We start from the raw sequence: 12,105 nt of genomic DNA, 5'->3' as shown, positions 1-12,105 counted from the left end.
CAAAGGGGCACTCGTATCTACATCGGACTAGTGACGCGCTTCACTCAACTGCACAAGCACCTTGCGGGTCTGTTCAGGATGGTTTTCGATCAGGTCGATGGCCGCTGGCATCTCGTCGAAAGACACTTGATGGCTGACCAGTTCCTGCACCTGCAATTTGCCGCTGGCAATCAGTTCGATCACCCTGGGGAACTTGCGGTTGTTCAGGCGCGAGCCCACCAGCGTCAGCTCCTTCTTGATCATTTCCAGTTGCACCAGATCACTCGGCGTTGCATTGAAGCCCAGCAAGCCGATACGTCCGGCTGGTGAGGCCAGCCGGACCATTTGCGGCATCAAGGACGGAATGCACGCGGCGTCGACAATCAGCGGCACACCTTCCCCGTGAGTCAACTTGCGCATCGTGGCTTCAACGTCGACCTCCTGACCATTGAGGGTGCGACTGGCGCCCAGGGCTTTGGCGGTTTCCAGACGCGCATCAATGACATCGGTGACAGTAATGTCGGTCAACCCCAGCGCCCGGGCCATCTGCACCAGGGTCAGGCCAATCACGCCTGCGCCGTAGATCAACAGACTGTCGCCCGGATGAACGTGCATGCGATCCAGCACATTGAGCGCAATCGAGTAAGGTTCCACCAGCGCCGCGTGGCTCAGGGACATTGAGTCAGGCAGCCGATGGGCGTTACTGGCCGGGACGCAGACCTGCTCGCTGAAACCACCGTCACGGTGCACACCAATCACTTGCAGTTTTGTGCAGACGTTGGGGCGATTGATTCTGCACGGGTAGCACGTACCGCAACTGATGACCGGGTCGATGCACACGCGGTCGCCCGCCTTGAGGTGTTCAACGCCCTCGCCCACTTCGCGTACCACGCCGGAGAACTCGTGGCCGGTGACTCGAGGGAAACGCACGAAAGCGTTCTGACCGTGAATGATGTGCATGTCCGAGCCGCAGATACCGGCGTAGGCGACGTCCACCTTGACTTCGCCGGGTGCGACTTGCGGCACCTCGACGTGGGCCAGGCCGAACTCAAAAGGTGCTCTTACTTGAAAGGCTTTCATCGGGTAACTCCTGTCAGGGCGGCCGCCGCCTGATGTTTTTGTTGTGATGATTCGATTGTCTTACCAATGCCAGAGCGTGCCGTCTTCCAGGCGGTTGACCGGCAGGCTGGCGCGTTTGTAGGGGTATTTCGCAGCGAGGTTCTCATCGATGTCGACGCCATGGCCCGGGGTTTCGCCAGGGGTGAAATGGCCGTCTTCAAAGCGATAAGCGTGAGGGAAGACTTCGTCAATACGTTCGTCGTGGGGCATGTGTTCCTGAATACCGAAGTTGGGCACCCAGGTATCGAAATGCAGCGCGGCGCCCATGCACACAGGCGACAGGTCGGTGGCACCGTGAAAGCCGGTGCGCACCTGAAACAGCGCCGCAAAATCGGCAATCCGTCGCACATGGGTAATGCCACCTGCATGCACCAGGGTGGCACGGATGTAGTCGATCAACTGCTCCTGAATCAGCTCGCGGCAGTCATGAATCGAGTTGAACACTTCACCCACCGCCAACGGCGTGGTGGTGTGCTGGCGGATCAGGCGAAACGCCTCCTGATTTTCAGCCGGGGTGCAGTCCTCAAGCCAGAACAGGTTGAAGGGCTCGACGGATTTGCCCAGCCGGCCTGCTTCGATAGGCGTGAGGCGATGATGGACGTCATGAAGGATGTGCAGGTCATCACCAAAGCGCTCGCGAACGGCCGCAAACAGCTTGGGCACGTAGTTGAGGTATTTGGCGGTGTCCCACATGTGCTCGGCAGGCAGATCGCTGTCGGCCGGTTCATACCGCTCGCCGCTGCGCTTGGCCACGCCGTAGGTGGTGGCGATGCCGGGAATCCCGCATTGTACGCGCACCGCCTTGTAACCCAGTTCGACATGGCGGGCGACTTCGTCGAGGCAGCCTTCGATGTCTTTACCCGTAGCATGCCCGTAGACCATCACCCGCTCGCGGCTTTTGCCGCCCAGCAATTGATACAACGGCATGTTGGCCGCCTTGGCTTTTATGTCCCACAACGCGATGTCCACTGCAGCAATCGCGGTCATGGTCACCGGGCCACGGCGCCAGTAAGCCCCGCGGTACAAGTATTGCCAGATGTCTTCGATGCGATGGGCGTCGCGCCCGATCAGCGCGGGCAGCACGTGCTCTTCAAGGTACGCGACCACTGCCAGTTCACGGCCGTTTAAGGTGGCGTCGCCGATGCCGTAAATGCCGGCGTCCGTGACGATTTTAAGGGTGATCAGGTTACGACCCGGGCAGGTCACGATCACGCGGGCTTCAATAATTTTCATCAGTTACGGGCCTCTGCGGCAAAGGAAAACGAGGGCTTGTCCAGGCAAGGCATCGCGGCGCTGGGGATCAATGCCCCACGGTGCTGGACGACTTGAGCGGCCAGTCGATGTCCGCACTGGGCAGCCAGCTCCGGCTCGCCACCTTGTAGGCGACACGAGAGATAACCGGCGCTGAAGGAATCACCCGCCGCTGTGGTGTCGACGATGTTGTGTACTGCTTCGGCCGGGACCTCAAAGCGGTCACCGGCGCAGTCGATCAGGCAAGACGCCGCGCCGCGTTTGAGGACGACTTCGCCCACGCCAAAGCTGGCGTAGGCCCGGAACAAGGCCTCGACATCGGTGTATCCAAACAGGGCTTCGTCGTCTTCCCAGGTAATCAGGGCCAGATCGGTCAGGCGCAGAATGTCGCTATAGGCCTTGCGCGCTGCGTCAGCGTCGGGCCACAGGTGAGGACGGAAGTTGTTATCGAAGACAATCCGGGTACCGGATTCGCGGGCTTGAGCTACAGCCTGCAGCAGGCGCTCGCGGCCTTGAGGCGTGAGGATCGCCAGGCTGATCCCGCTGAGGTAAAGCACATCGTAATTGGCCAGAGCCTGCAGCATTTCATCTGCTTCAGGCCCGTCGAACATGCGCCGCGCTGCAGCCTGAGCGCGCCAATAGACAAAGCGCCGTTCGCCACGGGGATCAGTCTGAATAACGTACAGGCCTGGCAATGCATCCTTGATCACCCGCACATGCTGGTTGCCAACTCTCTCGTCACACCACAACTGGCGCATAGCGTCGCTGAAGCTGTCTGCACCGATGGCGGTCACGTACTCCACCGCAATGCGTGAGACTGGATTCAGCCGGGCCAGGTAGACAGCGGTATTGAGCGTGTCACCGCCAAAGGTCTGACTGAAGTCCGAGGCTGATTCGGCGCGCATCTCGATCATGCACTCACCCACAAGGGCGACCTTGACGGGTTCGTGTGAAACGGATTGCGGCCGTTGTCTTGGAATCACATTCATCATTACGCGCCTTTATTATTTTTAAAACGGCGTTTCATTTGCAGCTTGCGACGGAGTTTTGATCAGATTCTCCAGCTCGTCAAGCAAAATGAAACAGCGTTTTGATCCGCAAGCGTATATCCTTGGGTTTTCCGTTCCCGTTGGAGCCTTCATGGACAACAGCACTCTCCAGAACAATGAACTGGTCTCCGCAGTAGGCCGGACCATGGCGGTACTAGAGGCATTGGCAGAACATCCCGAGGAAAGCGGCGTATCGGAAATCGCGCAGAAACTGGACATGTCCAAAAGCACGGTTTACCGATTTTTGCAGTCGCTCAAGGCCCGCGGCTATGTGGTTCAGGATGCCGAAGACCGCTACCGGCTCAGCGTTCGGCTATTTGAACTGGGCGCACAAGCCCTGCCCCATCTGGACATCGTCCGCGAGGCTGAACCGGGTATGCGCCGTATCAACGAGCTGACCGGTGAGACCGTGCATTTGGGGATTCTTGACGAAGGCAGCATCGTTTACGTGCACAAGATCGACTCCAAATACAACCTGCGCATGTACTCGCGCATCGGTCGACGCGCACCGCTGTATTGCACCGGGATCGGCAAAGTGTTGATGGCCTGGCTGGAGCAGCCTGAGTTGCTCGCGCACTTACAGGAGGAAAGTTTCGAACGCCGCACGGCCAATACCTTGACGACGGTCGACGCTTATTTGCAGGAGCTTCAAGTGGTTCGCGAACAGGGCTACGCCGAAGACCATGAGGAGTTCGAGGACAATATGCGCTGCCTGGCGGCGCCGATTCGCGACCGTTTTGGCCATGTGATCGGCGGGATGAGCGTGTCATTCCCCTGCTTCCGCTTTCGCGAAGAACTCAAGCAGGATTACGTCAAGCAGCTCGTGGCAGCCACCCAGCGTATTTCCAGGCAATTGGGCTGGCACGCCTAATAATCGGGATTAAACCGCCTCTTCGATGACTCGCCGAAACGACTCAAGAAAAACCGTCTCGGCGCGGTTCATGCGTTGATCGCGGTTCCACATCAGGAACATGTCGACATCCACCACACCCTCCGCTGGTGGCAAACGCCAGATCAGACCGTTGTGTAAATCGTTGTCCACCAAGTGTTCTGGCAAACAACCAATACCGTAACCGGCGATGATCAAACGGCGGATCTCTTCGAAACTGGGCGATGAGGCGACGATTTTCCCGGTGAAGCCCTGCTGATCACGGAACACGGTCAAAGGCGAAAGATTGCCGCCGAGCTGGTCGCTGGTGAAGCTGACAAACTTCTCACCCTGCAGTGCATCGAGCGCCAACCCGCGTTTGCCGAACAACCGATGTCGCTTACCGCAGAAAAACGCATAGCGCTGGCGCATCAACAGCACGCGCTCCAGTTTCGCCTGAGGGAAGCGACACAAGCCAATGCCCAGACTGGCTGTTTTCTGGTTCAGAGAGCTCTGAATATCCGAGCTGCGCATGACCTCCAGTTCAAGTTCAACGCGCGGATGCAGCAAATGAAAGTCAGCAAGAAAGTCATCATAGAGCGGGGACTGCACATGGCTGATGGAGAGCACGCGTACTTTACCGACAACCTCCTCCTCGGCGTCTTCAACGGCCGTGCCCAGGCGTGAAACGTTGCCGTACATCTCTTGAGCAATACCAAACACTTCCTCTCCCGCGTGAGTCAGGTCGAAGCGCGGCCCTTTGCGAACGATCAACGCGCAATCGAGCTGTTCTTCAAGGCGTTTGAGTGACTGGCTGACCGCTGATTGCGTGACGAAAAGCCTGGCCGCCGCGCGGCTGATACTGCGTTCTTCTCCAATCGCCAGATAGGTACGCAGCAGATTCCAGTCGAGGCGATCATTCAGGAATCGCCGACCTTGCCATTTGCCTTGAGCCCCGCCCGATTCGATATCGCTCATTCCCACACCATTAGTAGCCTGACTAATACATGAAATAAGTATTAGCAAATTGATTAATTATAGGCTGCGAGCGATAAAGCATGGAAGCGCCCTTAGAGCGCCACGTAATCAGCCTCGACCCCTGCCATAACGCCAAAACCAAAAGGGCCTTGCATGCGAACCTCATCGAACCAGCCTCGCCGGGCGGCTGCCGCCGCATTCGTCGGGACGACCATCGAATTCTACGATTTCTACATCTATGCCACTGCCGCTGCGCTGATCCTTGGCCAGGTGTTTTTCCCTAGCGATACGCCGGGCCTGAGCACCCTCGCAGCGTTTGGCACCTTTGCAGTCGGATTTATCGCGCGGCCTATGGCCGGGATGGTCTTCGGTCACCTCGGTGATCGTCTTGGGCGCAAGAAGATGTTGTTGTTCACCATGCTCTTGATGGGCCTCGCGACGACAGGTATCGGCCTACTGCCGACCTACGCCACTGCCGGTATCTGGGCACCTATCGGCCTGGTAGTGCTGCGTATCGTTCAAGGCATTTCCGTCGGCGGCGAATGGGGCGGCGCGGTACTGATGGCCAGCGAGCACGCACCGAAGGGCCGCAAAACCTTCTATGCCTCCTTCGCCCAGTTAGGTAGCCCGGCGGGTTTGCTGCTGGCGCTGATCGCCTTCAGGCTGGTGACGTCTCTAGAGCCTGCCGAATTCGCCGACTGGGGGTGGCGCCTGCCGTTTCTGGCCAGCGGTGTACTGATGATGATTGGCCTGGCGATCCGCTTTGGTGTTGAAGAGTCGCCGGAATTCAAAGATGTGGCCGCGAAAGGCGAAACCGCCAAGTACCCGGTGCTGGACGTGCTGCGCACCTGCTGGCGGCAGATTTTCTTTGCAGCCTGCGCGGTAACCATCGGCTCGGCAGGCTTCTTTTTCACCAACACCTTTATGATTACTTACGTCACGCAGTACCAAGGCATCTCCCGGGCAACGATTCTGGATTGCCTGTTCATCGTGACCATCCTGCAGTTCATTTCACAACCCATCAGCGCATTGCTGGCCGAGCGCATCGGTGAAGGCCGCTTCCTGATGCTGGCCGCCCTGCTCTCGATGGTCATGCCCTATCCAATGTTTTTGCTGGTCGGCACCCAGAACCTGGCGCTGATGACTCTGGGCATTGCCATGGCCGTGATCACCCTTTCGGCGTTGTACGCGGTCATTGCTGGTTACATGGCGCAAGCCTTCCCGGCGCATCTGCGCTACAGCGGGATTTCCATCGCCTACCAGCTGATTTGCGCGATTGCCGGGGGCAGCACGCCGGTCATCGGCACTTTGCTGGCTACGCACTACGCCGGGCAATGGCTGCCTCTGGCGATTTTCTTCAGCGTACTGGCAGGTATTTCGCTGTTCGGCGTCTGTGGTCTGGCCCGTTTGCGAGGTGACACCAGCGCGGCGGCACAGCCAGCCTTCAACAAGGAGCTTTCATGAACACCCCTTACTCTATCGACGCCGTGGAATGGCAGGCACGCTGCGAGCTGGCGGCTCTGTACCGGCTGATTGCACACTTTCGCATGACCGACTTGATCGACACCCACATCAGCCTGCGCATTCCGGGCCCGGAGCATCACTTCCTGATCAACCGCTACGGCGTGATCTTCGACCGGATGAAAGCCAGTGATCTGGTGCGCATCGATCAGCATGGTCAGGTCGTCAATGGCGACACGGAAAACAGTCGGGTCAATGCTGCCGGGTTCATTGTTCACTCAGCGATCCACATGGCGCGTGAGGACCTCAACTGCGTGATTCACACCCATACGGCAGCCGGTATGGCCGTCGCGGCACAGGAGCACGGTTTGTTGCCGATCACCCAGCATGCGCTGAAGTTCTACGGCAAGCTCGGGTATCACACCTATGAAGGGATCGCCCTGTCGCTGGAAGAACGCAAGCGCCTGGTGGCCGATCTTGGCCCTCATAAAGCGATGATTCTGCGCAATCACGGCTTGTTGGCAGCGGGAGGCAGCGTTGCCCAGGCCTTTCACGAAATTCATTTTCTGGAGCGTGCCTGTCAGGCGCAGATTCAGGCCCTGTCCGGTAACAGCAAGCTGCTGCAACCCAGCGAAGAAGTCTGCCGGCTGACCGCGCAGCAATTTGATCGCGACGAGGCGGCGGAAATTATCCAGCTGAGCTGGAATGCCGCGCTGACCCTGATAGAAGACCAGCGCGAGTCGTACTGCTCATGACCACTGTCGTTCTATTGAGTCGCGACACTGCCCTGCTCGGCCAACTGCAAGCGGCATTTGCCCGTCAGGCTCCGGAGCTACAGGTCGTACTGGCTGACGATCCGGCCGCTGCTCAGGCGCAAGTCGCCGCCTGCTGGTACCCACCCGCCAACAGCATGGCCCGGTTGCACAATCTGCAACTGGTGCACTCGGTGGCTGCGGGCGTCGATCATTTACAGACCGACCCAAGCTGCCCTGACGTGCCTGCTTGCCGGGTGGTCGACCCTGACCATCGTCAGGGGATGACCGAATACGTTCGCTGGGCAGTGCTGCATTTTCACCGGGACTTTGATCGCGTCATCACCCAGCAACGTGAGAATCACTGGTTGCGTCACCCTCAACGGCCTGCCAGTCAGTTCAGGGTCGGTGTGATGGGCCTCGGTTCGCTGGGCGCGGCCATTGCGACGGATCTGACCGAAGCCGGTTACGCGGTACGCGGCTGGGCCCGCAGCCCGCGGCAGTTGCCGGGCGTAACCTGCCATCACGGTAACGAGCAATTCGCTGAATTTCTCGACGGCCTGGACATGCTGATCAACCTGCTGCCACTGACCGACGCCACGCGCGGTATTTTGTGTGCAAACACCTTTGCCGCCCTGGCCCCTGGCGCCGTCATCGTAAACGCGGGTCGCGGCCAGCACTTGCGGGTTGATGACCTGCAGCAGGCACTGGCTTGCGGGCAACTGCGCGGCGCCGTGCTTGATGTATTCGAGCACGAACCGTTAACACGCGATGACCCTCTGTGGCAGATGCCGGGCGTAATCGTCACGCCCCACATGGCGTCCGCCGCCTCTCATGATTGCATCGCGCTACAGGTAGCGGAAAACGCGCGCCGCCTGATCAGTGGTGAACCCCTGAACAATCTGGTGGACCCGACGCTGGGCTACTGAAGAAACACGCAAGAGGTTGGTAATGAAAGTATATCAATGCAACGGCGACCGCCTGTGGGGCAGCCTGATGGACATGGCCAAAATCGGCGCGACGGTCAAAGGTGGCAACTGCCGCCTTGCCTTGTCAGCAGAAGATAAAGCCGGTCGCGAACTGTTCATGAGTTGGTGCCGTGCAGAAGGCATGACCCTGAGCTTCGACGCCATCGGCAACCTGTTTGCACGACGTGCCGGGCTGGATAACAGCCTTGCGCCAGTCGTCATGGGCAGCCATCTGGACACCCAGCCCAAAGGCGGCCGCTTTGATGGGATCTATGGCGTATTAAGCGGACTGGAAGTGGTTCGCTGCCTTAATGAACAGGGTATTCAAAGTCAGCGGCCCGTCGAAATAGCAGTCTGGACCAATGAAGAAGGCGCGCGCTTCACCCCTGCCATGTTCGGTTCGGCGGTGTTTACCGGAAGCCTGGACTTACAAACCGCTCTGGACGCCTGCGATGCAGAGGGTATCAGTGTCGCCCAGGCGCTGGACGCCACCGGGCATGTGGGTGAGCAACCGTTCAAACGCCCTTTCGATGCGTATTTCGAAGCGCACATCGAACAAGGTCCGATTCTCGAAGATAACGGCATTCCGGTGGGCGTCGTGACCGGCGGCCAGGCCATTTGCTGGCTCGATGTGCAGGTCCAGGGCCAGAGCGCACATGCCGGTACAACGCCGATGAAGCTGCGCAAGGACGCCTTGTTCGGCGTGGCGCAGATGGCCGCGCAGCTTGAAGCACTGGCCGAGGAATTCGCCCCTCAGGGTCTGGTGACCATCGGCCAGGTGAGCATCGCCAAATCATCGCGCAACACCATCGCTGGCAACGTGAGCTTCACCGTCGATCTGCGTCACCATCACGACGAGCAGATTGCTCTGATGGAGCAACAGGTACAGCAGCGCTTCGAGCAAATTGCCAATACCCGGGGGCTGACGCTGAACATCCAGCGTCACTGGCTCAGCCCGGCCACGCCGTTCGACAGTAATTGCGTAGCGGCTGTACGGCGCGCGGTCGAGGCACTCGGTTATCCGCATCAGGACATTGTCAGTGGTGCCGGTCACGACGCAATTCTGCTGGCGCGGCACTGCCCAACCACCATGGTATTCATTCCCTGCGTGGGCGGACTGAGCCACAACGAGGCCGAAGATGTCTTCCCTGAAGATGCACGCATGGGGTGTGACGTGTTGCTGAATGCGATTGTTGAACGAATTCAGGCATAGAGGCTTCGGTAAGTCGGCCAGCGCTGAAAAAGTGTCGCCACAGGAAAACTGCGGCGACATCTGGATGTTAACGACCTGTTGGATAGCAGGTTGTCTTTATAAAATAGGCTTGCCACCGGTTACGCCATACCGCGAGCCGGAGATGTAGCTGCCTTCGTCGGAGGCCAGCAGTACGTAAATCGGCGCAACCTCAACAGGTTGCCCGGGGCGACCCAGCGGGGTTTGCGCGCCGAACTCTTTAACCTCCTCCTCGGGCATAGTCGACACGATCAGAGGCGTCCAGATTGGGCCTGGGGCTACGCTGTTCACGCGAATCGCGCGTTCGCCAAGCATTTGAGCCAGTCCCGCCGTAAAGTTGGCAATGGCCCCTTTGGTCGTTGCGTAGGCCAAAAGCGTGGGCTTGGGCATGTCTGAATTCACCGAACTGGTGTTGATGATCGAACTGCCCGCCGCCATGGAAGGCAGAGCCGCCTTGCAGATCCTGAACATGGCCGTGATGTTCAGATCAAAAGTCTTGACCCATTCTTCATCTGAAATCTCTTCCAGCGTCTCCCGGCTCATCTGGAACGCTGCGTTGTTCACCAGGATGTCGATGCGCCCGAACTTTTCGACCGTCTGGTCTACGATCGCGGAGCATTGAGCTTTTTGCGTGAGATCACCCGGCAACAACAGACACTGTCTGCCCGCCTCCTCCACCCAGCGTGCGGTTTCACGCGCGTCTTCATGTTCGTCGAGGTAAGAGATCGCCACATCCGCGCCTTCCCTTGCAAATGCAATGGCGACCGCACGGCCTATACCGCTATCACCGCCAGTAATCAGTGCGATCTTGTTTGCCAAACGTCCCGAACCTTTGTAGCTGATTTCACCACAATCAGGGATTGGCTGCATTTTTTGCTGGCTACCCGGCACGGTTTGCTGCTGGCCCGCAAAAGGTGGCGTTGGATAATCAGTCATTGTGGCCCCTCCAGTATCATTGAACGTTGATGCACTGAGGGTGGACTGCGACCCTTTCCGTGAGTTCGCACTTTCATGACGACCGTTATCGAGGTGGGAATTACTACTTCTGTATCAACTATCGAGTATGGGCCGTCGCCGTTCTGGATTGAGGTGCTTGAACATTCAAACGCCATTAATGCAGACGATACCTGCCCGTCCGAATAATTCTAAAAAATCGACCCCAAAAAAGGCTGAACCTTTAATCAATCGCTTACCTCACAGGTCCAGTAACAGGCGTGACAGTGCCTGGTCATTAAAATAAACAAACGGAATATAAAATGTCTCTATTAGTTCGTAATACTGCACTGGCTATTATCTTGGCGACTTCTAGCCATGGCGCTTTCGCCGCACAGGATAACGACGATTTTGTCGAAGACGCGTCAGCCAAAGGCGTCGCTGAAGTGGAGGCTGGCAAACTTGCTCAGGGAAAAAGCACCTCCGCCGATGTCAAAGCGTTCGCGGACATGATGGTCAAGGATCACACCAAAGCGAATGAAGAACTGGCGAAAATCGCGGCAAGCAAAAAACTTGAAGTGTCCGATCAGGCCATGCTGATGGATAAGGCCAAATCAATGATTCTCGAGCTGCGGGGCGCCAAGTCATTCGATCAGGCCTACGCCAACAATCAGGTCAAGGCACACGAACAGACCATCGAGTTGTTCGAGAAAGAAGCCAGCGATGGCAAAGATGCAGAGTTGAAGGCGTTCGCCAGCAAAACGCTGCCCGTGCTGAAAGAGCACTTGAAGCATGCACAGGCCCTCGCAGAAAAACATGGCGGCGACGCCGCTCACTAACATCGGTTGCTAAAGGGCAGCGCCGCGATACGCGGCGCATCCGCTCTTTCAGCAATCAGGAGATCGATAATGGAGATGTCTCTGTTCTCAATCGGCGCGGTGTTAATTGTCCTGCTGTTAGATGTGTGGGCAATTGTCAGCGTATATCGCAGCACCAAACCTGCGGGCACCAAGTCAGGCTGGGCTATTTTGATTTTGGCATTGCCATTGGTGGGTTTAGTCATCTGGGGCGTTACCGGTCCGCGTGGAGTCGCTAACCCTCCCACCTCCTCGGAACACAGTAAGGGTTGAAAAGCGTCGGTAAGTATCGATCGCCGTGCGTCCATGCCCACGGCGATCAACTTCCGTATGAGCGGCTGCTGTAAAACTACAGTTACACCGTGCGGCTTAATAGCAAGTCACGTTATTAATTCTGCTTAATCAGGGCGGCGCTATGTTATCGACGGTGCTGCACTAGTTGCGTGTGCTATATGAGGACTGCTTTGCATCTTTACAGGTTTTCGGGCGTATTCGCTGGCAGTCGTTGAGTGACCTGCTAGCGTTCTCAGGGTGCCGTCCAACGGCGTGGGCGTAAACGTCGATCAAGGGTCATACCCGCGCAAGGACGTATCGGGGCGCAGTTGTGTTTGCACGTGCAGATATGTCTGTTGAGCCCAAACAGGTTTCCCCAATACGCA

At 57.9% G+C, this 12,105-nt stretch carries 12 protein-coding genes; 7 read left to right on the top strand and 5 right to left on the bottom strand.

The window, feature by feature from the left end:
- Positions 1–27: 27 nt before the first annotated feature.
- The 3 genes from ACYASS_RS12515 to kdgK are packed head-to-tail and all read right to left on the bottom strand — an operon-like array spanning position 28 to position 3,338.
- A complete protein-coding gene (locus tag ACYASS_RS12515) occupies positions 28–1,059 on the bottom strand; it encodes a Zn-dependent oxidoreductase (RefSeq protein WP_463586353.1) in 1,032 nt (343 codons plus the stop codon).
- A 60-nt stretch (positions 1,060–1,119) separates the two neighbouring features.
- On the bottom strand, positions 1,120–2,331 hold the full coding sequence (gene manD, locus ACYASS_RS12510; protein ID WP_463586352.1) for a D-mannonate dehydratase ManD: 1,212 nt from the start codon (positions 2,329–2,331) through the stop codon (positions 1,120–1,122).
- Positions 2,331–3,338, bottom strand: a complete 1,008-nt coding sequence (gene kdgK / locus ACYASS_RS12505; protein WP_463586351.1) for a 2-dehydro-3-deoxygluconokinase — start codon at positions 3,336–3,338, stop codon at positions 2,331–2,333. Before kdgK ends, manD begins: the two co-directional genes overlap by 1 nt.
- 151 nt (positions 3,339–3,489) lie before the next feature.
- On the opposite strand from kdgK, the gene kdgR reads away from it, so the two are divergent.
- Positions 3,490–4,269, top strand: coding sequence for a DNA-binding transcriptional regulator KdgR (kdgR, locus tag ACYASS_RS12500; RefSeq protein ID WP_463586350.1), 780 nt, complete (start codon positions 3,490–3,492; stop codon positions 4,267–4,269).
- A gap of 9 nt (positions 4,270–4,278) precedes the next feature.
- Here kdgR and ACYASS_RS12495 read toward each other — a convergent pair whose 3' ends face one another.
- Positions 4,279–5,244: a LysR family transcriptional regulator gene (locus tag ACYASS_RS12495; protein WP_463586349.1), complete on the bottom strand. Its 966-nt coding sequence runs from the start codon at positions 5,242–5,244 to the stop codon at positions 4,279–4,281.
- Positions 5,245–5,397: 153 nt separating this feature from the next.
- Here ACYASS_RS12495 and ACYASS_RS12490 point away from each other — a divergent pair, with 153 nt between their 5' ends.
- The 4 genes from ACYASS_RS12490 to ACYASS_RS12475 are packed head-to-tail and all read left to right on the top strand — an operon-like array spanning position 5,398 to position 9,638.
- On the top strand, positions 5,398–6,708 hold the full coding sequence (locus ACYASS_RS12490) for an MFS transporter (protein WP_463586348.1): 1,311 nt from the start codon (positions 5,398–5,400) through the stop codon (positions 6,706–6,708).
- Positions 6,705–7,460 (top strand): class II aldolase/adducin family protein, encoded by a 756-nt coding sequence (locus tag ACYASS_RS12485; protein WP_463586347.1) that lies wholly within the window; start codon positions 6,705–6,707, stop codon positions 7,458–7,460. Before ACYASS_RS12490 ends, ACYASS_RS12485 begins: the two co-directional genes overlap by 4 nt.
- Positions 7,457–8,386, top strand: coding sequence for a 2-hydroxyacid dehydrogenase (locus ACYASS_RS12480; RefSeq protein ID WP_463586346.1), 930 nt, complete (start codon positions 7,457–7,459; stop codon positions 8,384–8,386). Before ACYASS_RS12485 ends, ACYASS_RS12480 begins: the two co-directional genes overlap by 4 nt.
- A gap of 22 nt (positions 8,387–8,408) precedes the next feature.
- Positions 8,409–9,638 carry a Zn-dependent hydrolase gene (locus ACYASS_RS12475; protein ID WP_463586345.1) on the top strand — a complete coding sequence of 410 codons (1,230 nt, stop codon included), beginning with the start codon at positions 8,409–8,411 and terminating at the stop codon, positions 9,636–9,638.
- 96 nt (positions 9,639–9,734) lie between these two features.
- Here the strand turns inward: ACYASS_RS12475 and ACYASS_RS12470 are convergent, their stop codons facing one another.
- Positions 9,735–10,592 carry an SDR family oxidoreductase gene (locus ACYASS_RS12470; RefSeq protein ID WP_463586344.1) on the bottom strand — a complete coding sequence of 286 codons (858 nt, stop codon included), beginning with the start codon at positions 10,590–10,592 and terminating at the stop codon, positions 9,735–9,737.
- Between the two features lie 320 nt (positions 10,593–10,912).
- On the opposite strand from ACYASS_RS12470, the gene ACYASS_RS12465 reads away from it, so the two are divergent.
- Positions 10,913–11,428, top strand: a complete 516-nt coding sequence (locus ACYASS_RS12465; RefSeq protein ID WP_463586343.1) for a DUF4142 domain-containing protein — start codon at positions 10,913–10,915, stop codon at positions 11,426–11,428.
- Positions 11,429–11,497: 69 nt separating this feature from the next.
- The gene (locus ACYASS_RS12460) at positions 11,498–11,719 is read left to right on the top strand and encodes a PLD nuclease N-terminal domain-containing protein (RefSeq protein ID WP_243247478.1); all 222 of its coding nucleotides are present in this window, start codon (positions 11,498–11,500) and stop codon (positions 11,717–11,719) included.
- Positions 11,720–12,105 lie beyond the last annotated feature (386 nt).

Source organism: Pseudomonas sp. HP_14, from assembly GCF_055283875.1.
This window is presented reverse-complemented; position numbering and strand designations above follow the sequence as displayed.